We start from the raw sequence: 20,999 nt of genomic DNA on the forward strand, positions 1-20,999 counted from the left end.
GCCCGTCAGGCTCAGCCGGCGCTCTCGATCGACAGTCGCCCCTGCCAGTCGAAGAGCGCCTGCAGCACCTTCAGGCTGGCCCCTCGGGGCGAGGACAGGGTTGGGTCGCGCGCCAGGATCAGCCGCGCGTCGTCGCCGGCCACGGCCAGCAGGTCGCGGTGCGCCACGGGATCGGCGAAGACATAGGCGGGAAATCCGCTTTGCTTCAGGCCCAGGGGATCGCCCCCTCCGCGCAGCTCCAGATCCCGCTCGGCGATGAGAAACCCGTCATCGGTGCGCCGCAGGATATCCAGGCGTTTCTGGCCGGTCTCCGAGAGGGGCGGGTCATAGAGCAGCACGCAGGCGCTTTCGCCCCCGCCACGCCCCACCCGGCCGCGTAGCTGGTGCAGCTGGGCCAGGCCGAAGCGCTCGGCCTGCTCGATGACCATGATCGTGGCCTTGGGCACATTGACGCCCACCTCGACCACTGTGGTGGCCACCAGCACCGAAAGTTCCCCGTCGGCGAAGCGGGCCATGACCAGGTCCTTCTCCGCCGCCGGCATCTGGCCGTGAACCAGACCGACCGTCGGGCCCAGGCGGGATCTCAGCTCCGCGGCCCGCCGTTCGGCCGCCGCCAGGTCCGAGGTTTCAGACTCGGCCACCAGCGGACAGATCCAGAAGGCCTGGGCGCCGGCGGCCACCGCCTGGCGCAACCTCGCCTCCACCTCGCCCAGCCGTGACAGGGGGACCGCGCGAGTGGCCACCGGCGTGCGACCGGGCGGCTTCTCGTCGATCCGCGATACGTCGAGGTCGCCATAGAGGGTCAGTTCCAGGGTGCGCGGGATCGGTGTGGCCGACATGGCCAGCAGATGTGTGGCCGCGCCCTTGGCCTGCAGCCGCTGGCGCTCAGCCACGCCGAAGCGATGCTGCTCGTCGATGACGGTCAGGCGCAGATCGCGGAAAACCACATCGTTCTGGAACAGGGCGTGGGTCCCCACCGCCACCTGGACAGCGCCGGAGGCGAGCGCCCGGAGTTTCTCAGCCCGCCCGGCGCCCTTGTCGCGGCCCGTGAGCAGGACGGCCGCCACCCCTTGCGCCTCCAGGGGGCCGGCCAGGGTCTCGAAATGCTGGCGGGCGAGGATTTCCGTGGGCGCCATGAGCGCGCTCTGGCCGCCGGCGTCGGCCACATCCGCCATGGCCAGCATGGCCACCACGGTCTTGCCTGACCCCACATCGCCCTGAAGCAGGCGCGACATGCGCTCCCCGTGGGCGAGGTCGCCCCGGATCTCCGCCAGCGATCGCCTCTGGGCCCCTGTGAGGCGAAAGGGCAGGGCGGCTTCCAGCGCCGCGGCCCGGGGCCCGGCGGCGATGGAGGGCGCAGGCTCGGCCCGGCGTTCGGCCTTTCTCTGGGCCATGGCCAGTTGGTGGGCCAGCAGTTCGTCATAGGCCAGCCGACGACGATGGGGCGCGCCCGGCGAGAGGTCGGCCTCGCTCCGGGGGGCGTGAAGGGCGCGAATGGCGGTGAGCCAGTCGGGCCAGCCCTGGCGCTCAATCCAGGCCGGGTCCTGCCACTCCGGCAGGGCGGCCGCCCGCTCAAGCGCCTCCAGCACGTATCGTCGCACCGACCGCGGTGGCAGGCCTGCCGTGGCCGGATAGACAGGCTCGTGCAGGGGTATCTGGTCGGCGCGCTCGACGGGGAGCAGATAGTCGGGATGGGCGATCTGGATCTCGGACCCGAACCGCTCCACCCGGCCGCTGACGCAGCGCCGCGCCCCCGGGGGGTGGGCCGCCTCCAGCCGGGCGCCGGCGCCGCCGAAATAGACCAGGGTGAGGAAGCCCGTGCCGTCGAAGGTGCGGACCCGCCAGGGCTGGGCGGGCGTCCGCGGACGTTGGTAGGCCTCGATCGTCACCTCGAAGGTGGCCACCGAGCCCTCCACCGCGGCGCTCACCTGAGACGGATGCCGGTGGATCAACCCGTGGGGCGCCAGGAACAGCACGTCGCGCACGATCGGCCCGGCCACCTTCTGCAACAGGGGCGCGACCTTGGGGCCGACGCCCTTGAGGGTGTCGGTGGGCGCAAAGAGCGGAAAGAGAATCTCGGGCCGCATGGCGTCGCACCTTAGCGCCTGCGACGCCGGCGCGCTTGGATCGCAGGCTTGGCCGTGCTCCATTGGCGCGGATTTCAGACCCCCCATTTTTTCGGAATTGTCCCGTGAAGTACTGGATCGCCGCTCCCGGTTTCGCCCTGGCCCTGGCCGCATGCGATGCAAGCCAGGCGCCGCCGACCGGCGAGGCTGCGCCGGCCGCGGCCCAGATCACGGGCTTCGGCCATGCCGGCGGCGAGGATCTCTTCGGCTACTACCTTCCGACCCAGCCCGTCCAAGTGGGAAACTACCGGCTCGACCACATCCATGTGGGCGACGGCCAGGCCTTCCTGGCCTGGGAGTCCGGCGACCGGATGGAGACCTATGGCCCGGTGATGCTGGAATTCTCCGACGTGACCAGCCCGCAGGCGTCCAACGAGCTAGGTCAGGAATTCCACACCCGCAGCATCCGCGTCCTGCCCCGCGCCTACCGCATAGGGGACGGCGACTTCCGGTTCGTCGGCGCTCATCCCGAGGTGGGCGAGGTGGTGATGGACGGCCAGCTCGATCTGGCCCAGCTGGAGGCCGAAAAGGCCACCAACGGACGGCCCCAGGACGAAGCGCACCCCGTTCTGCGGATGTCGGCCCAGATCGGCGCCCAGGCGTTTCGCAATCTCTCCTTCACCTGGTTTGGTGGCGATTGATCGGCCATGAGCGCTGGCGCCCCGGCGCGCGCGGCTCTATATCCGCGACCTCCCTAGAACCGCGGCCCAAATGACTGAAACTCGCGATATCCGACTGAAGCGCCTCAAATTCCGCGCCTGGCACAGGGGATTCGTGGAAGCGGATCTGATCCTGGGTTCGTTCGTTGACCGCCATGCCGCGGGCTTCAGCGACCAACAGCTGGACTCCCTGGAAGCCCTGTTGGAGCAAGCCGATCAGGATCTCTATGCCTGGATCCTGGATCGCGCTCCGACGCCTTCTGAGTTCGATGGCGAAATGATGCGTATGATCAAGACCTTCAAGGACGATACTTACAAGTCGGTTGGTCCGTCCCATGGGGGCTGACGGGACGGTTGAGGGGCTGAGCAGCCCCAGCGCGACCCAGCTCAAACGCATCAATTCCGACCCAGGCCACATGGACCTGGTGGGCGCCCCGGAGGGTTTTGACGCCCTGGCCCTGGCGGAAATCGTTCGCGGGCGGGGGGGCTTGAGCGTCTTCATCGCGCGCGACACCGCCCGGATGAGCGCGTTCGCCGACGCCTTCGCCTTCTTCGCGCCCGACGTGGAGGTGATGCGCCTGCCGTCGTGGGACTGCCTGCCCTACGACCGCATCGGACCTTCGCCCGCCGTGGCGGCCCAGCGGATGACTGCGCTCGCCCGCCTGGCCCAGGGGGATTTCGACGCCAAGCGTGGCGCCCTGCTCGTGGCCGCCGTGCCGGCCATGATCCAGAAGGTCCCCCCGCGGGAGGCGGTGGCCGCGGCCTCCTATGAGACGCGGGTCGGCCGCCCGGTGGCCATCGCCGATCTGGAGCGCTACTTCGCGGTGAACGGCTATCAGCGGGCCTCCACAGTCTCTGAAAAGGGCGAGTTCGCCATCCGGGGCGGGGTCATCGACGTCTTCCCGCCGTCGGGCGAGGAGCCGGTGCGCCTGGACCTGTTCGGCGATGTGCTGGAATCCATCCGCGCCTTTGATCCAGAGACCCAGCGCTCCACCCGCCAGCTCACCGAGGTGCGCCTGCTGGCGGTCAGCGAGGCCCTGGTGGACGCCGAGGCGGTGTCACGCTTTCGCAAAGGCTATGTGGAGCTGTTCGGCGCCCCGGGCGATGATCCGCTCTACGCCACCGTCAGCGAGGGCGGGCGCCGGGCCGGCATGGAGCACTGGCTGCCACTCTACTATCCGCGCTTGGCGACGGTGTTCGACTACCTGCCTGACGAGTCCCTGGTGGCCATCGACCATCTGGCGCTGGAGGCGCGCGACGAGCGGCTGGCCATGATCGCCGACGCCTATTCGGCCCGGGCCGAGGCTGAGCGAAAGGCCAACTATCGACCGCTGCCGCCGGAGTCCCTCTATCTCACCGCCGAGAGCTGGAAGGCGGCCCTCGCCGATCGCCCCGTGCGGCGCTTTTCCGCCTTCAATGCGGTGGAGGGCGAGCAGGCCATCGACATGGGCGCGCGCCAGGGGCGGAACTTCGCGCCGGAACGCCAGAAGGACAGCGCCAATCTGTTCGAGGCCGCCGTGGACCATGCCCGCCGCCTGAGCGGCGCCGGCAAGCGGGTGCTGTTCGCCTCCTGGTCGGAAGGCGCCTCTGAGCGCCTGGGGTCGATGCTGAAGGATCACGGCCTGCCCAAGCTGGCCCTGGCGCCCTACTGGCAGGCCGCCAAGGCGGCCGATCCCAAGACGCCGCAACGGGTGGTCCTGCCGCTGGAATCAGGCTTCGAGACCGACAAGCTGGCGGTCATTTCCGAGACCGATATCCTGGGCGACCGTCTCGCGCGGCCGCGCAAGCGTCGGCGGGCGGCCAACTTCCTGGCCGAGGCCTCGGCGCTGACGCCCGGCGACCTGGTGGTTCATATCGAGCACGGCATCGGGCGCTATGAGGGCCTGAAGACCCTGGAGGTCCAGGAGGCGCCCCACGACTGCCTGGAGCTGCAGTACGGCGGCGAGGCCAAGCTCTATCTTCCGGTGGAGAATATCGACCTTCTCACCCGCTACGGCGCGGAATCGGAAGGCGTGGTGCTGGACCGGCTGGGCGGCGCCGCCTGGCAGGCGCGCAAGGCCCGCGCCAAGGAGCGGCTGAGGGAGATGGCCGAGGGCCTGATCCGGATCGCCGCCGAACGGGCCACCAAGTCCACCGAAGAGATCGATCCGCCCCAGGGCGTGTTCGACGAGTTCTGCGCCCGCTTCCCCTATGAGGAGACCGAGGACCAGCTCAACGCCATCGGCGATGTCCTGACCGACCTGTCGTCGGGCAAGCCCATGGACCGGCTGATCTGCGGCGATGTGGGCTTCGGAAAGACCGAAGTGGCCCTGCGCGCCGCCTTCGTCACCGCCATGAGCGGCCAGCAGGTGGCCGTGGTCTGTCCGACCACCCTTCTGGCCCGCCAGCACTTCAAGACCTTCGAGGCCCGCTTCCAGGGCTGGCCGGTGAAGGTGCGCCGGCTCTCACGTCTGGTTCCAGCCAAGGAGGCGTCGGACACCCGTGACGGCCTGAAGAGCGGCGAGATCGAGATCGTGGTGGGCACCCATGCGGTGCTGTCCAAGCAGGTCGGGTTCAAGAACCTCGGCCTGGTCATCGTCGATGAGGAGCAGCACTTCGGGGTCAAGCACAAGGAGAAGCTCAAGGAGCTTCGCGCCGACGTGCACATGCTGACCCTGACGGCGACGCCGATCCCGCGGACGCTTCAGATGTCCCTGTCGGGGATTCGGGAGATGTCGATCATCGCCACCCCGCCCGTGGACCGACTGGCGGTGCGGACCTATGTCACGCCCTGGGATCCGGTGACGGTGCGCGAGGCCCTGCTGCGGGAGAAGTATCGCGGCGGTCAGGCCTATTTCGTGACCCCGCGGATCACCGACCTGCCCAGGCTCGAGCAGTTCCTGCGCGAGCAGGTCCCGGAGGTTCGCTATGTGGTCGGCCACGGCCAGATGGCGCCCACCCAGCTGGAAGAGGTGATGTCGGCCTTCTATGACGGCCAGTACGACGTGCTGCTGTCCACGACCATCGTGGAGTCCGGCCTTGATGTCCCCACCGCCAACACCATGATCATCCACCGGGCCGACATGTTCGGGCTGTCGCAGCTCTATCAGCTGCGCGGTCGGGTGGGTCGGGCCAAGGCGAGGGCCTACGCCTATCTGACGACCCCGGAGGAAAAGCCCATCACCCTGTCGGCCGAGAAGCGCCTGCGGGTGCTGCAATCCCTCGACAGCCTGGGCGCCGGCTTCCAACTGGCCAGTCACGACCTGGACATCCGGGGCGGCGGCAACCTGCTGGGCGAGGAGCAGTCCGGCCACATCCGCGAGATCGGGGTCGAGCTCTACCAGCAGATGCTGGAGGACGCGGTCAACGAGCTGAAATCCCTGGCCGGCGCCGAGGGCGTGGCCGACCGCGGCTGGTCTCCACAGATCAACACGGGCGCGGCGGTGCTCATCCCCGAGGCCTATGTCCCAGACCTCAATGTCCGCCTGTCGCTCTACCGCCGCCTGTCGGAAGCCGAACAGGCCCAGGACCGCGAGGCTCTCGCCGCCGAATTGATCGACCGGTTCGGCCCCCTGCCGCCGGAAACCGATCAGCTGCTCAAGGTGGTGGCGATCAAGGGCATGTGCCGCCAGGCCAATGTGGCCAAGATCGATGTGGGGCCCAAGGGCGCCGTGGTCACCTTCCGCAACGACGCCTTCCCCAATCCCGCCGGCCTGATCGGCTTCGTGCAGAAGAACGCCATGGGCTGGAAGCTGCGGCCGGACAACAAGGTCGTCGTCAAGGGCGAGTGGGAAAACGCCGAACAGCGACTCAACGCCGCCGAGCGGGTGATGACCGAACTCTCGCGCCTGGCCCTGGAGGTCGCCGGCTGAGGCCGGGCTTCAGGTCGCCAGGGCCTTTCGGGCGGCCTCTTCCAGGGCGCGGACGGCGCCCTCGGTGGGGCTGACCTCGGCCACGCCGATATCGAATTCCACCACGAAGGGCGGGCGGCCTTCGCCCGCCTCGAAGGCCGTGCAGCCGATCACCGCGGCGATCCGTTCACCGGCGGCCCGCGCGGCCGGCGCGGCCGTGGCCGGCAGGGCCAGGGCGAAGACCTCGTGGCTCAGGCGCGCGGCGGTGTCTTCCACCCGCACCAGACGCCCGATCATGGCGCCGATCTGGGGAATGGCCCGGTCGAGCCAGCCCTGGGCGCGAGCCTCGGCCACCTCGGCCCGGCCCGACACCTTGAGGACGCAGACCGACAAGGGCCGGTTGCGGATGCGCGCGGCCTGGGCCAGCCGGCCCAGGTGAACGGCGAACAGTTCGCGGGTGAAGAGGCCGGTGGCCGGGTCCATCAGGCCCGAGCTGCGGGCGCGCTCCAGGGCGTGGCGGATCGCCGTCTGGCGGCGGTGGCTGCGGGCCAGCTCGATGACCCGACCTGCGGTTTCGCTCTCCGCCGTGCCGGGGGAGGCCACGTCCGATATGCCGCGGTGATAGGCCTCCGACATGGTCAGGAACGAGTCCTCGCGCATGTAGAGCATGGCCGGTACGTGATAGAGGCGGGTGTTGCGGCGCATTCCCGCGGCGATGGACAGGGCCTCGTTAGGGTTGTCCCCGGCCCACAGCACGACGGCGTCGAAGGGCCGTTCGTGCAGATAGTCGAAGGCCGTATAGGCGGTGAAGGCGCCGACCACCTCGGCGCCCGCCTGCGTCAGGGCGTTGGACAGGGCCAGGAACTGCGGCGCAGGCTCGCCGATGGCCAGAACCCGGATCGGCAGGGCGTCTTCGTCCACCGGCTCCAGCAGGCGTCCGCGCTCGCCGAAGGTCTCGCGACGAAGCTCGAACTCTTCCTCCGCCACGGCCATCCGCACCAGGTTTTCCAACCGCAGCACGGCCTGGGCCGGGTGAAGGGGCGGGGCGAGGATAAGGTCGAAGTCCTGCACGTCGGCGTCCGGCTCGCCGATGGCCACCACCGGCAGCTTGCGCGGGGCGCAGGCCGCCTTGAGCCGCCGCGCCAGGGTGCGCGCCTCAGGCCCGCCGCTCGTCAGATCGACGATGGCCGCCTCGATCTGGAGATCGGCCAGGGCGGCGATGCCGGCATAGGGACCGCGGGCGGTGATGGTCCGCCATCCCAGACGGTCCAGCCCCTCGGCCAGAGGCCCCGCCAGGCTATCATCGCGCGCGACGATCAATACTCGCGCCTGGACGCCTGCGGCCATTCTCTGCAACCCTCGTCGGCAACTCACCAAGCCGTCTTTCCCGCGAGCCGCCCACTCGGGCGCCTTCGGGAATCGGCCGCCGTTAGGATATCCCGCCGCGGGCGCCCCGGCGAGGGATCAAGGTTTCGACGGCGCTGAACAGGAGAGGTCTATGGCTGACGAACGGCGCCTCGAGGGAAGGACCGCCCTGGTGACCGGCGCATCGGGCGGACTGGGCGCTCATTTCGCCGAGGTCCTGGCCCGGCAAGGCGCTCGCGTCGTGCTGACGGCCCGACGGCTGGACAAGGTGGAGGCCTATGCAGCGGCCATTGGCCGCACGGGGGCCGAGGCCCATGCCCGCGCCCTGGACGTGAGCGACCCAGCCTCCATCACCGCGGTCTTCGCCGAGGCGGCCGCCGCGATCGGCCCCGTCGACATCCTGGTGAACAACGCCGGGGTGAGCGGGGAGGGGCGGGCGATCGACCTGACGCCGGACGCCTGGGACCAGGCCTTCGACGTCAATGTGCGCGGGGTCTTCTTCTGCGCTCAGGCGGCCGCCCGCCAGATGATCGACAGCGACGCCGCCAGCCGCGGCGGCGGCCGGACCATCAATGTCGCCTCCATCGCCGCCCACACCGTGCTGCCGGGCCTGGTGGCCTACAACGCCTCCAAGGCCGCCGTAGGCATGATGACCCGGTCCCTGGCCCGGGAATGGGCGCGCCACCACATCGCGGTGAACGCCCTGTGCCCCGGCTATGTGGAGACCGATATCAACCGCGACTGGTTCGCCACCGAAGGCGGCCAGAAGCAGATCAAGACCTTTCCCCGCCGCCGGCTGATGGACGCCCAGGCCCTGGACGACGCCCTTCTGCTCCTGGCCGGCCCCGGCGCCGGGGCGCTGACCGGCAGCCTCATCACTGTCGATGACGGGCAATCCCTTGGCTGACGGGGCGTCAGGGCTCCTAGACCAGAGGGCGAAGACAAGAGCGCCCCGCTGAGCCTGGCGGGCGCGACACCAGGGAGAGATCAACATGGCCCAGGGACCGCTGAGCGGACTGAAGATCGTCGAATTCGCCGGGATCGGGCCGGGCCCCTTCTGCGGCATGCTGCTTTCGGACCTGGGCGCGGACGTGGTCCGCATCGACCGCAAGGGCAAGGGCCGCGCTTCGCCGGCTGACGTCACCGCCCGCGGCCGGCGCTCGGTGGGCATGGACCTGAAGTCGCCGGCGGCCATCGAGGCCTGCCTGACCCTGATGGAGCGCGCCGACGCGGTCTTCGAGGGCTTCCGTCCAGGGGTGATGGAACGCCTGGGCCTGGGGCCGGACGTGGCGCTGCAGCGCAACCCCGCCCTGGTCTATGGCCGCATGACCGGCTGGGGCCAGACCGGCCCCTATGCCCATGCCGCGGGCCACGACATGAACTACATCGCCATCACCGGGGCCCTGGAGGCCATCGGGACCCGCGACAAGCCTGTGCCGCCGCTCAATCTGGTGGGGGATTTCGGCGGCGGCGCGCTCTATCTGGCCTTTGGCCTGCTGGCCGGGGTGATCCATGCCCGGGCCACCGGCCAAGGTCAGGTGATCGACTGCGCGATGAGCGACGGGGCGGCTTCGCTCATGGCCATGTTCTACGGCTTCAAGGCCTCGGGCATGTGGTCGGGCGGACGTCGGGAGAACATGCTCGACGGCGGCGCCCACTTCTATGACACCTACCAGTGCAAGGACGGCCGCTGGGTGTCGATCGGGTCGATCGAGCCGCAGTTCTACGCCCTTTTGCTGGAGAAGACCGGCATCACAGACCCGGCCTTCCAGCAGCAGATGGACCGAGGGTCCTGGGAGGGTTTGCGCGCCAAGCTGGCCGAGGTGATCGCCACCAAGACACGGGACGAGTGGACCGAGATCATGGGGGGCACCGATGTGTGCTTCGCCCCAGTGCTGGACATGGACGAGGCGCCCCGCCATCCGCACAACGCCGCCCGCCAGACCTTCGTCGAGGTCTCCGGCGTCATGCAGCCGGCGCCGGCGCCCAGATTTTCCGCAACCCCTGGCGCCATCCAGGGGCCGCCTCCGGCCATCGGGGCCCATGACGAGGCGGCGCTGACCGACTGGGGGTTCTCGGCCTCGGACATCGAAGGCCTGCGGGGCGCCGGCGCCCTGTCGCAGGCCGTCTGAGCTTCACCATAAGAGTCTGAACGGGAAGGACAAACGCCGTTCAGCGGGGGTTCACGGAGCCCCCGCCATATTGACCCCAGGTTGGTCGTCGCGCTCTCCCGTCCCTCGAAGCGGCGCCGACCCGATGGCAGACACGCCCATCGACGGCGCGCCTCCGCAATTTCCGGAGGCGCGCCGTCAAGTCGTTCCAAAGCCTTGCTTTTCGGCGATTTCCTTGGTCAACCTCCCGCATGTCGATCCACCAGGAGCTCGACCGCGTGGACTTGCGCAATTGGGACCCGGTGCGAGCGGGGCGTCTGGCCTTCGCGACTCTGGGTCGGGCGCTGGCGCGGCTGTGGGGCCGGGACGTGATGCTCTATGTGGGCGGCGCGTCCTTCTTCATCATGCTGGCCATCTTCCCGGGGCTTGCGCTGCTGATCGGCGCCTACAGCCTGTTGTCCGACCCCGGCCAGGCGGAGTTCCAGGCCGAAGCCCTGGCCCGCCTTATGCCCAACGGGGCGAGGGGGCTTTTTCAGGGCGAGCTTGAACGTCTGGCCCGCGCGCCTCGGGACGCCATCTCCGCCCAGAGCGGCGTGGCCCTGGTCATCGGCGCCTATGCCGCCCACAGGGGATTCAAGGCGCTCCTGGCCGGCCTTTCCTTCATTCACGACGAACCCGACCCCCGGGGGTTTGTGGGGTTCAACCTGCTGGCGCTGGTGGTGCTGCTGGCTTCGGCCGTGATGATGGGTCTGGTCTCGTCCCTGTTCCTGGGTCTGCGCCTGCTGTCAGCCACCCTCGACCTCAAGCCCCTGGCCGGCGTGTCGTGGCTCTATAGCGAGTGGACCTGGGCCAGTGTGGGTCTGACCCTGGGCATGAGCCTGGTCTACCGCTTCGCCATGTGCCGGCGGCAGGTGGCCTGGCCCGCGGCGCTGGTGGGGGGCTTTTTCGCGGCCCTGCTGTGCCTCTTCGCCTCCTGGGCCAGCGCCTTCTATGTGGAGCAGATCGCCCACCTCGGCGCCACCTATGGCTCGGTCACCGCCGTGGTGGTCTTCCTGATCTGGCTGTCCTGGAGCGTCAACGCCGTCTTCTTCGGCGGCGCCCTGGCCACCGAGATCGAGATTCGCATCGATGAGAGCCGACGCATCGCCCTGCTGCGGGACCTGCGTCCGCAGAATCCTAGGCTGACTTCTCGACCAGGAAGCTGAGGACGCCTCCGTCCTCCTCCACCGCCAGCACCGCGCAGCCTTGCCCCGCGGCGAAGTGGGGCACGTCGATCCGGGCCAGCGGATCATCCGCCAACAGGCGCAGGCGGGCGCCGGGCGCCGCCGCTTCCACGGCGCGACGCAGGCGCAAGGTGGGCACCGGGCAACGATGCCCGCGGGCGTCGATCAGAAGCACGTCAGAGGCCATTCCTCCCCATACGCCGACCGCCCGCGTCGCGGAAGCGGCGCCAATCCCGTCTTCGTGCGTTAGGGGCAAGCCGCGCCAGTGGAGGGGAGACCATGGCCAGTCCCGACGTGTTCGCCACCAATGTTCCAGCCCGGCTGGACCGGTTGCCCTGGAGCCGGTTCCATTGGCTGGTGGTCATAGCGCTTGGGGTGACCTGGATCCTGGATGGACTGGAAGTCACCCTGGTCGGCTCGCTGGCGCCGGCCATCTCCGGCTCAGACGGCCTGAACCTCACCGCCACCCAGATGGGGCTGACCGGCAGCGCCTATATTCTGGGCGCGGTGCTGGGGGCGCTTTTCTTCGGCCGGCTGACGGACCGGTTCGGGCGCAAGAAGCTCTTCACCGCCACCGTCTTCGTCTACATGTGCGCCACCATAGCCACCGGATTCTCGTGGGATTTCTGGTCCTTCATGGTCTTCCGGTTCATCACCGGAGCCGGCATCGGCGGCGAATATGGCGCGGTGAACTCCGCCATCCAGGAACTGATCCCCGCCCGCCGGCGCGGCTTCACCGACCTGGTGATCAATGGCAGCTTCTGGCTGGGCGCGGCGCTCGGGGCCACGGGCTCCATCATCCTGCTCAACGCCACCTTCATCGATCCGGAATGGGCCTGGCGGCTGGCCTTCATCATCGGGGGCGCCCTGGCCCTGATCATCATCTATATCCGCCGGTTCATGCCCGAGAGCCCGCGCTGGCTGATGACCCACGGGCGCGAGGCCGAGGCCGAAGCCATCATCTCGGCCATCGAGGCGCGCATTGAGCGCGACACCGGTCGCCCCCTGGTTCCTGCCGTGGAGCTGCCAAGCCTGCGCCTGGTGCGCCGCGCCACCACCAGCTGGTGGGAGATCCTGACCACCCTGGTGCGTCGCCATCCGCGGCGGACGGTGCTGGGGGTCACGCTGATGGCCACCCAGGCCTTCTGCTACAATGCGATCTTCTTCACCTACGCCATGATCCTCACCCGTTTCTACGGGATCGCTCCGGCCAGTATCGGGTGGTTCATGCTGCCCTTCGCCCTGGGCAACTTCATGGGTCCGCTTCTGCTCGGTCACCTGTTCGACAGCTGGGGTCGCAAGCCCATGATCAGCCTCACCTACGGCATGGCCGGCGCGCTCATGTGCGTCACCGGCTGGCTGTTCAGCATCGGCGTCCTGTCGGCGGAGGCCCAGACCGCGGCCTGGACGGTGATCTTCTTCTTCGCCTCGGCCGGCGCGAGCGCCGCCTATCTCACGATCGGCGAGAGCTTTCCCCTGGAAATCCGCGCGGTCACCATCTCCATGTTCTACGCCTTCGGGACTCTGATCGGCGGGGTGGGCGGGCCGGCCCTCTTCGGAGCCCTCATCGACACCGGCGAACGCAGCCAGATCCTGTGGGGCTACCTGCTGGGCGGCGGTCTGATGATGCTGGCGGCGGCGGTCGAACTGAAGCTGGGCATCGCCGCCGAACGCCGCCCCCTGGAGGAGGTGGCGCCGCCCCTGTCCCTGGCGCCGGACGACGTGCCTTGAGGTGAGAGGCTCCTCCACCGCGGAAAATCTCGCAGCGGCGTGGGCCTGGCGACGGGCGAGACGACCCTGCCGTTTTGATCCTATAAGCTTGCCCTGATCGTGACCTCCCCATCGTCCTCATCGCCTGAGACCGCCCCCCCCACAGGCGCCGCTGCGCGCATCGCCCGGCGGGGTTGGATCGTGCTGATTCTGGTCAGTGTGATCATCCTGGCCCTGGCCACGGCCTATCTGGCCCGGCGCGCCCTGGCGCGGGAGGCCCTGGTGGGCTGGCTGCAGAGCCGGGGCGTGGAGGCCGAAGCGCGGTTTGAGACCCTGGGCCTGCAAGGCTTGGTGGGCGACCTGCGGATCGGCCCACGGGACAATCCCATCATCCTGGCGGAACGGGCGGAGGTGGACTACCGGATCACCGGCCCCTGGGCCGGCCGGGCGCTGGGGGTCGAGGTGCGCCGCCTGCGGCTCATCCACCCCACGGTCCGGGCGAGTTTCGGAGAGGCGGGCTTCAGCCTGGGCGCCCTCGATCCCCTGATCGCCGAGTTCCGGGAACGGCCGTCTGTACCCGGCGCCGCAGCCCCGGTGATTCTGGTGCGCGAAGGCGTGCTGCGGCTCTCCCACCCCGGCGGCGAGGCGGTGATCACCCTGGACGCCCGCATGGCCGACGGGGTGCTCACCGACCTGTCAGGCCGCATGGCGCCGATGCGTTTCCGCGCACCCAATGCTGAGGGTCTCGATGTCGAGATCACCGACGCCCGCCTGGGCCTGATCACCCGTGAGGGACGCAGCGCCGCCTCCCTGGTGGCCAATCTCAAGGCCGGCCGATGGGCGGGTTACGAGACCCAGGCCGGGGAGCTCAGCCTGGCCGCGGCGGTTCCCTATCCGGACAAGGACGGCTCCCCTGGCGCGGGGCCTGTGACCCTGGCCGCCCATCTCAGGGCCGAACAGCTGAACGGCCGCGGCCTGGGCGCCGAGAACGTGGACCTGCAGGGGGGCTTCCGCGGCGCGCTGAGCGGCGATTGGTCTCGCCTGTCCTTGAGCGGCGATGGCGGGGCGACCCTCCAGGCCCGCGCAACCACGTTCGAACAGGGATCGACCGGACCGCTCACCGCCAGCCTTCGCGCTCAGGACCTCGCCTGGACCCAGGGGGCAGACATCGCAAGTCAGGTGGAGGTGAGCCTCAACGCCGCCGAGTTGGCCGCCCAGGATCTGCGCCTGGACCGGGCCGTCATCACCGCCCGGGGACGGGTGACACAGAACAACGGGCTCACGGCCGCCCTTCAGGGGGACATCGCCGCCCAGGGACGGTGGGCCGGACTGGGACCTGTCGGCGCCGGTGATCTGGAGGCCATCGCCGCCGTCAAGCGACTGGCCGGAGGCTTCGAGCTCAGCGCCAGGGACCTTCGTCTCGACGTCGGCGCCGAAGGCCCGCGCCTGTCGCTGGGGAATACCGGGGCGCTGGTTCGCGGTGCGAAGGGCGGGGCGATGCGCCTGACCGCCCCGCAGGGTCGGCCCATCTACGGCGACGGGCAGGGGGCTCTGCACCTGACCTTGGCCGGGGACGGCCTGCCGGAGACGCGGCTGGAGGTCGAGCGCTACAGCCTTCAGGGCGACGGCCTGCAGGCCGTCGCGCGCCTGATCCTGGCGACCGACCTCGGCCCCCTTCAGGGACTGAAGGTCGACACCTCTGGCGGCCTCAACATCAGCTCGGGGCGCCTGACCTATCGCGCCCGGGGTTGTGCGCCAGTCTCGATCGCAAGGCTGGAGGCCGGAGACAACAGCGTGCTCGACGCTGAGGGTCGGTTGTGTCCCGGACCCGCGCCCACCTTCACCTTTGCCGACGGCGCCTGGCGGCTGGATGGGCGACTGACGGGCGCCTCGGCCGATGTTCCTTTTCTTCAGGCGCGGGCGAGCCGTCTGGCGGGCGGCCTGTCCGTGGGCGCGGGCCGCCAGGGGCTGGACCTGCAGCTTTCCGGCCTGACCGCCCAGGTGACGGACGCTTCGGAATCCCCTCGGTTCAACCCGATCGATCTGTCCGGTCAGGCGCGACTGGCCGCCGACCAGTGGCGAGCCGATCTGCAGCTTCTGCAGGATCAGGCGCCCCTCGGCGTCGTCGCCCTGCGGCATGACGGCGCGACGGGGTCAGGCGGCGTCGCGATCGACACCGGGCGGCTGACGTTCGACGAGTTTGGGCGCCAGCCCGACGACCTGTCCCCCCTGGCCGAGGCCATCGGCTCTCCCGCCAGCGGCGCCGCCCAGTTTCAGGGCCGGTTCGACTGGACCGGCGAGGGGGTGTCCAGCGGCGGGCGGCTGGACGTCTTCGACCTGACCTTCAAGAGCCCCGCCGGCGAGGTCCGCGGCCTGGCCGGCACGGTGCAGTTCGACAGCCTGACCCCCCTGGTGAGCGCGCCGAACCAACGCCTGACCGCGATGAGCGTCCAGAGCCTCGCCCCCCTGGCCTCACCGCAGGTGGAGTTCGAACTGGACGCTCAGGGGCTGAAAATCCTGGGCGGCGCATTCACGCTGGGGGACGGGACGGTGCGGCTGGAGCCCACCACCATTCCGCTGGACCGCACCCAGGCCTGGCGCGGGGAACTGGTGTTCGAAGGGGTGGAACTTTCCGATATCGTCGAGGCGAGCCCCTTTGGCGATCGGGTGGATCTGAGCGCCAAGGTCAGCGGCCGGCTGCCCTTCATCGCGTCGCCAGAGGGCGTGCGCTTCGTCGAGGGCCGGCTGGCCGCCGATGGCCCGGGGCGGCTGTCCATCCGCCGCAACGCCATCACCCAGGTGGACGCCACCGGCGGGGCCGCGCGCACGGAGGGCGCCGGCGCGGCGGTGGAACAGACCAATACCGCCGTGGAGTTCGCCTACCAAGCCATGGAGAACCTCGCCTTCGATCTGCTCGACGCCGAGGTCAACAGCCTGCCCGGCGGCCGGCTGGGGGTGCTGTTCCACGTGCGCGGGCGTCACGCGCCGCCGCAGCGACAGGAAATCCGCCTGACCCTCGGCGAGCTGATCCGCCGCGACTTCCTGAACCGGGAACTCCCCCTGCCGTCGGGCACTGAGGTGGACTTGACGCTGGACACCTCGCTCAACCTCGATCAACTCCTGGCGGACTATTCCCGCGCCCGGGGCGAGACAGGTTCAGCCCCGGTTCAGCCAGAACAACCAGACTAGGGGCGACCATGACCCGTCCCCTTCGCCGCAGACCAGAGGAGCCAAGCGCTTGACACCCCCTCAAAGACCGTTGATCGGCGCCGTGCTCGGCGTGGCGGCGCTTGGCGCGACCCTCGGCGCCTGCGCCCCCACCGTGCGGGTGAAGGTCGACCCCATCAACATCTACGCCAAGCTGGACGCCGATGTGCGACTGCGGCTGGACGAAGACGTCCGCGCCCTGATCCAGCAGAACCCCAACCTGTTCTAGGAGTCGCGCTCATGACTCGACTGAAGTTCATCGCCCTGGCCGCCGCCATCCTCGGCGCGGCCGGCGTCGTCACGGTCGGCGTCCACGCCGGCGCGGCTGTGGCCCAGACCGCCCAGGCCAAGGCCCTGGTGGACGCGGCCAAGGCCCAGGGCGTGGTGGGCGAAAAGGCCGACGGATTCTTAGGCTTTGTTCGACCCGCCTCGGACGCCGCCCTGGAGGCCGCTGTCGCCGAGATCAACGCCGGCCGCGCGGCCCTCTATCGCCAGGCTGCGGCCCGCAACGGCGTCTCCGTGGCCGCGGCCGGTGCGGCGGCCTACGAAGAGGTGGTGTCCGCGCGGTTGCGGCCCGGGGAGTACTTCCAGGGCGCCGACGGCGGCTGGCGTCAGAAGTAACCCTGACCGCCATGGGGGTTCAGTCGTCTCGGATCCGGACCTTGAAAGAGGCGCCGGAGGCGGCTGACGGCCGCTACGTCCTCTATTGGATGCAGTCGGCCCAGCGGACTGAGCACAACCCGGCCCTGGAGCACGCCGTCGCCGAGGCCAACCGGCTGGGGCTGCCGCTGGTGGTGGGGTTCGGCCTGACCTGCGCCTATCCCGAGGCCGCGGCGCGCCACTACGCCTTCATGCTGGAAGGGCTGGCCGACGTGGCCCGCGGCGTGAAGGCCAGGGGCGCGACCTTCGTCATCCGCCAGGGCGAGCCTGACGCGGTGGCGCTGGAGCTTTCCCGCCAAGCCCGGCTGGTGGTGTGCGACGCGGGCTATCTGCGTCTGCAAAGGCTGTGGCGCAGGCGTCTGGCCCAGGCCCTGGACCGCCCCCTGGTGCGCGTGGAAGGCGAGGTGGTCGTCCCCCTGCTGACGGTGAGCCAGAAACATGAATATGCGGCGCGCACCATCCGCCCGAAGATCGAGCGGCTGTGGGACGACTATCTCGTCCCGCTGGACGCTGCGCCCCTGGCCAATCGCACGGCGATCGATCTCGCCAGCGACATTGACCTGTCCGACCCGCTCGCGGCTCTGAAGCGCCTGGACGTGGACTGGAGCGTCCCGCCCGTCCGCCGGTTCCGAGGCGGCGAGGGGGAGGCGAGGCGGCGGCTGGACGCCTTTGTAAATCACGCCCTGGCCGACTATGGCGCCTTGCGCGGCAAGCCCGAGGCGGGCGCCGTGTCCCATCTCAGCCCCTATCTGCACTTTGGCCAGATCTCGCCGATGGAGATCGCATCGGCGGTGCGGGGCGCCGCCCCGGCGGGCTCGGAGGGGCGCAAGGCCTATCTGGAAGAGCTGATCATCCGGCGCGAACTGGCGATCAACCACGCCTGGCACGCGCCGGACACCTATGACCGCTATGAGGGCCTGCCGGACTGGGCGCGGGCCACCCTCGCAGACCATGGAAGCGATGCGCGGCCGCACCTCTATGACGCTGCCACCCTGGAAGCGGCCGCCACCCATGACGACTATTGGAACGCGGCCATGCGGGAGATGACCGCCACCGGCTATATGCACAATCGGATGCGCATGTACTGGGGCAAGAAGATCCTCCAGTGGTCGGCGACGCCGGAGGCGGCGTTCGAGACGGTGCTGTCCCTCAACAACCGCTATCTGCTGGACGGGCGGGATGCCAATTCCTACGCCAATGTCGGCTGGATCTTCGGGCTCCATGACCGGCCGTGGCCAAGCCAGCCGGTGTTCGGCACGGTCCGGTCCATGGGCGCCAACATGTTCAAGAGCTTCGACGCCCCGGCCTATCTGGCCCAGGTGAAGCAGATGGCGGCCGCCGAAGCCTCAGTCTGAGGCCAGCGCGACCTTGGCGGCGTCCCACAGGGCGTCCATCTCGGCCAGGTCGGCGTCATCGGGCGTCTTGCCAAGTTTGGCCAGCTCGGCCTCGATGAACTGAAAACGCCGTACGAACTTGGCGTTGGTGGCCCGCAGGGCGTCCTCGGGTTCGATGTCGAGCTTGCGCGCCAGATTGGCCAGGACGAAGAAGACATCGCCCAGTTCGCCGCGGAGCTTTTCGCGATCGCCGGCGGCGATCTCGGCCTCCATCTCGCCGATCTCCTCCCGCAGCTTGTCCAGCACGAAGGAAATGTCGGGCCAGTCGAATCCCACGCGCGCCGCGCGCTTGGTGAGCTTCATGGCCCGGGTCAGGGCGGGCAGGCCGGTGGGCACATCGTCCAGGAGACTGACGGCCCGGCCCTTCCGGAGGCGCTCCTGCGCCTTGATGGCCTCCCACGCCTCGCCCTGGGCGCCGACGGTCTCATAGGTGGTCTCGCCGAAGACGTGGGGATGGCGGCGGACCATCTTGTCGTTGATGGCGCGAGCCACGTCGGCGAAGTCGAAGGCGCCGGCCTCTTCGGCCATGCGGGCGTGGAACACCACCTGCAGCAGAAGATCGCCCAACTCGTCCTTCAGATCGGCCAGATCATCGCGCTCGATGGCGTCGGCCACCTCATAGGCTTCCTCCACTGTATAGGGCGCGACGGTGGCGAAGGTCTGCTGCAGGTCCCAGGGACAACCGTCCACGGGGTCGCGCAGGCGCGCCATAATGGCCAACAGCCGCTCCAGCGGGTCCAGGTCACTCGGCGGGGCGGGACGCGGCATGGCTCTCTTCGTTCACTCCCGACGGCGCCCGCGGCCTGTCCTAGCGGAGGGCGTAGAACTGTCCCCGGCTGAGCCGACGGGCGAAGCGCTCGAACGCCCACTCCGCGTCGCCCCAGACGGCCTGGCGCCGCGAGTCGTTGATGTCATTAGCATACCAGCTGAAGGAGACCGGCACGGTCTTGCCGTCAAAGCTGATCATCTCGCCTTCGATGGCCGCGCCGCCGAGCCCGAAACTGCGCGAGGACAGGCCCGGCCGGGCGCCCAGCTCCTGAAGGGTGGGCCGGCTGGGCCGCGCATCGGTGAGGATGAGCTCGACACGCCCGCCGGCCATGACGCCCACCCGCTCCAGCTCCCGCTCCACCTCGCGCCGCAGGGCCTCGGCCAGACGGTCCACCTCCGCCCGGCCATAGGTCGCATCGGCCTTCGCCTGAAGCGACTCCGCCAGGGTCACGTGGACCACAGGGCCGCCCGGAACGGCGGCGAGAGCGGGGAGGGGGCGCGCGAGGACCAGCAACCCCAACGCCAGTAGAACGAGGGCGAGCCGTGACATGAACAGCCTCCGATCAAATCCGCGGCAGGTTGCGGCCGAACCTTGGCGCGACTGTGGCGCAGCAGGATGAAGGTGGCTTAGCGGCAAGACCAGCCCGCCTCAATCCACCAGATGGAGGCCTTTTTCCTCCAGAACCCGCCAGATCTCCTCCGGTGTCTCAGCAAAACCGAACAGGTCCAGGTCCTCGCGCGCGATCATGCCGTGCTCCGCCAGGGCGTCGAAATTGATCACCGTGCGCCAGTAGTCCTGATCGAACAGGGCGATCGGCAGGGGCGGGCTCTTCTGAGTCTGGCGCAGGGTCAGCAGTTCAAAGAGCTCGTCCAGGGTGCCGAACCCGCCCGGGAAGATGACCAGGGCCGAGGCGCGCATGGCCAGATGCATCTTGCGCATGGCGAAATAGTGAAAGCGGAAGGTCAGCTCCGGCGTGGAGTAGGCGTTCGGCTCCTGCTCGTGGGGCAGGGTGATGTTGAACCCGATGGAGGGCGCTCCGGCCTCGTGCGCGCCGCGGTTGGCCGCCTCCATGATGCCCGGGCCGCCGCCGGTGGCGATCACGTTGCGCCGGCCCTCGAGACTGTCGAGCAGGGCGCCGCCCCGTTCGGAGGCCAGCCGCCCGAAGGCGCGGGCCGCCTCGTACCAGCCCGCCGAGCGCGGCGGCCCTTCCGGCGTCGCCCGGGCGCTGCCGAACACCACGATGGTGGACAGAACGCCCCAGTTCCGCAGCGCCTCCTCGGCCTTGGCGTATTCAAGAAGGAAGCGCACGCCGCGCATGGAGTCGGCCAAGAGGAAGTCCTGATCGAGGGCGGCCAGACGATAGGACGGCGAGCCCATCTGGCTGAGATTTGAGTCGGGGCGGGGGAGGGAACCGGTCATTATCTCTTCTTGCCGGAAACCGGCCGGCGGGTCCAACCGGGGCCGGAATGACCCCATTCGCCCCGGATAAGCTTCAGCGTAAGCGGGAAATTCACCAAACCGGCGCAGAAAACCCTTTGAAACGGGGGTTTAGAGCCATTTGGCCGCGTGACTCCCGTCTGCGCTGTTGGCAGTGTCGGAAGCCGATTCTCAACCTGGAGCCATCCATGAACACCTCCGACATCATTGACCGCGTGGCTGCGGCCGACGAGAAGCTGACCAAGGCTCAGGCCAAGCAGATCGTGGACGGCGTTTTCGCCGCTATCCGCGACGCCGCCATCAAGGGCGAGGAAGTGTCCCTCCCGGGCTTTGGCAAGTTCAAGGTCCAGAACAAGCCCGCCCGCACCGGCCGCAACCCCCAGACCGGCGAAGCGGTGCAGATCGCCGCCTCCAAGAAGGTCTCCTTCCAGCCGGCCAAGGCCCTCAAGGACGCCGTGAACGGCTGATCGCCCTCACGGCCGCCCGAATTCGGGCGGACCAGGTTGAG

General features: G+C 69.4%; 18 protein-coding genes. 12 read left to right on the top strand and 6 right to left on the bottom strand.

The features are described from left to right. Positions 1-11 precede the first annotated feature (11 nt). Positions 12-2,087 carry an ATP-dependent DNA helicase RecG gene (gene recG / locus V7D28_RS02235; RefSeq protein WP_333585725.1) on the bottom strand — a complete coding sequence of 692 codons (2,076 nt, stop codon included), beginning with the start codon at positions 2,085-2,087 and terminating at the stop codon, positions 12-14. A gap of 104 nt (positions 2,088-2,191) precedes the next feature. Here recG and V7D28_RS02240 point away from each other — a divergent pair, with 104 nt between their 5' ends. From V7D28_RS02240 to mfd, 3 genes are all read left to right on the top strand, one after another. Then, positions 2,192-2,767 (top strand): hypothetical protein, encoded by a 576-nt coding sequence (locus tag V7D28_RS02240; protein ID WP_333585726.1) that lies wholly within the window; start codon positions 2,192-2,194, stop codon positions 2,765-2,767. A 70-nt stretch (positions 2,768-2,837) separates the two neighbouring features. After that, positions 2,838-3,131, top strand: coding sequence for an FAD assembly factor SdhE (locus V7D28_RS02245; protein WP_333585727.1), 294 nt, complete (start codon positions 2,838-2,840; stop codon positions 3,129-3,131). 70 nt (positions 3,132-3,201) lie between these two features. Next, positions 3,202-6,636, top strand: a complete 3,435-nt coding sequence (gene mfd / locus V7D28_RS02250; RefSeq protein ID WP_333585752.1) for a transcription-repair coupling factor — start codon at positions 3,202-3,204, stop codon at positions 6,634-6,636. 9 nt (positions 6,637-6,645) lie between these two features. Here the strand turns inward: mfd and V7D28_RS02255 are convergent, their stop codons facing one another. After that, positions 6,646-7,962 (bottom strand): diguanylate cyclase domain-containing protein, encoded by a 1,317-nt coding sequence (locus tag V7D28_RS02255; RefSeq protein ID WP_333585728.1) that lies wholly within the window; start codon positions 7,960-7,962, stop codon positions 6,646-6,648. 151 nt (positions 7,963-8,113) lie between these two features. Between V7D28_RS02255 and V7D28_RS02260 the strand changes: the two genes are divergently transcribed. From V7D28_RS02260 to V7D28_RS02270, 3 genes are all read left to right on the top strand, one after another. Next, on the top strand, positions 8,114-8,887 hold the full coding sequence (locus V7D28_RS02260; protein WP_333585729.1) for an SDR family NAD(P)-dependent oxidoreductase: 774 nt from the start codon (positions 8,114-8,116) through the stop codon (positions 8,885-8,887). Positions 8,888-8,972: 85 nt separating this feature from the next. Further along, on the top strand, positions 8,973-10,112 hold the full coding sequence (locus tag V7D28_RS02265; RefSeq protein WP_333585730.1) for a CaiB/BaiF CoA transferase family protein: 1,140 nt from the start codon (positions 8,973-8,975) through the stop codon (positions 10,110-10,112). 257 nt (positions 10,113-10,369) lie between these two features. Next, complete coding sequence (locus V7D28_RS02270; protein ID WP_333585731.1) at positions 10,370-11,296, top strand: YihY/virulence factor BrkB family protein; 927 nt, start codon at positions 10,370-10,372, stop codon at positions 11,294-11,296. Here V7D28_RS02270 and V7D28_RS02275 read toward each other — a convergent pair. Then, on the bottom strand, positions 11,268-11,501 hold the full coding sequence (locus tag V7D28_RS02275) for a sulfurtransferase TusA family protein (RefSeq protein WP_333585732.1): 234 nt from the start codon (positions 11,499-11,501) through the stop codon (positions 11,268-11,270). The two genes, V7D28_RS02270 and V7D28_RS02275, sit on opposite strands and share 29 nt — an antisense overlap. 92 nt (positions 11,502-11,593) lie before the next feature. Here V7D28_RS02275 and V7D28_RS02280 point away from each other — a divergent pair, with 92 nt between their 5' ends. From V7D28_RS02280 to V7D28_RS02300, 5 genes are all read left to right on the top strand, one after another. Next, a complete protein-coding gene (locus V7D28_RS02280; protein WP_333585733.1) occupies positions 11,594-13,045 on the top strand; it encodes an MFS transporter in 1,452 nt (483 codons plus the stop codon). A 180-nt stretch (positions 13,046-13,225) separates the two neighbouring features. After that, on the top strand, positions 13,226-16,213 hold the full coding sequence (locus V7D28_RS02285) for an intermembrane phospholipid transport protein YdbH family protein (RefSeq protein WP_333585734.1): 2,988 nt from the start codon (positions 13,226-13,228) through the stop codon (positions 16,211-16,213). A 49-nt stretch (positions 16,214-16,262) separates the two neighbouring features. Continuing rightward, positions 16,263-16,460 (top strand): YnbE family lipoprotein, encoded by a 198-nt coding sequence (locus tag V7D28_RS02290; protein WP_333585735.1) that lies wholly within the window; start codon positions 16,263-16,265, stop codon positions 16,458-16,460. Between the two features lie 11 nt (positions 16,461-16,471). After that, complete coding sequence (locus V7D28_RS02295; protein WP_333585736.1) at positions 16,472-16,852, top strand: YdbL family protein; 381 nt, start codon at positions 16,472-16,474, stop codon at positions 16,850-16,852. A gap of 41 nt (positions 16,853-16,893) precedes the next feature. Continuing rightward, a complete protein-coding gene (locus V7D28_RS02300) occupies positions 16,894-18,246 on the top strand; it encodes a deoxyribodipyrimidine photo-lyase (protein ID WP_333585737.1) in 1,353 nt (450 codons plus the stop codon). Here the strand turns inward: V7D28_RS02300 and mazG are convergent. The 3 genes from mazG to V7D28_RS02315 form a co-directional block, all read right to left on the bottom strand. After that, positions 18,238-19,053, bottom strand: a complete 816-nt coding sequence (gene mazG, locus V7D28_RS02305; protein ID WP_333585738.1) for a nucleoside triphosphate pyrophosphohydrolase — start codon at positions 19,051-19,053, stop codon at positions 18,238-18,240. The two genes, V7D28_RS02300 and mazG, sit on opposite strands and share 9 nt — an antisense overlap. Before the next feature lie 40 nt (positions 19,054-19,093). Then, positions 19,094-19,603: a hypothetical protein gene (locus V7D28_RS02310; RefSeq protein ID WP_333585739.1), complete on the bottom strand. Its 510-nt coding sequence runs from the start codon at positions 19,601-19,603 to the stop codon at positions 19,094-19,096. A gap of 99 nt (positions 19,604-19,702) precedes the next feature. Further along, the gene (locus V7D28_RS02315; RefSeq protein WP_333585740.1) at positions 19,703-20,473 is read right to left on the bottom strand and encodes an LOG family protein; all 771 of its coding nucleotides are present in this window, start codon (positions 20,471-20,473) and stop codon (positions 19,703-19,705) included. Positions 20,474-20,679: 206 nt separating this feature from the next. Between V7D28_RS02315 and V7D28_RS02320 the strand changes: the two genes are divergently transcribed. Beyond that, the gene (locus tag V7D28_RS02320; RefSeq protein WP_333585741.1) at positions 20,680-20,958 is read left to right on the top strand and encodes an HU family DNA-binding protein; all 279 of its coding nucleotides are present in this window, start codon (positions 20,680-20,682) and stop codon (positions 20,956-20,958) included. Positions 20,959-20,999 lie beyond the last annotated feature (41 nt).

This window comes from Phenylobacterium sp. (assembly GCF_036723115.1).
Taxonomy (GTDB): Bacteria; Pseudomonadota; Alphaproteobacteria; order Caulobacterales; family Caulobacteraceae; genus Phenylobacterium.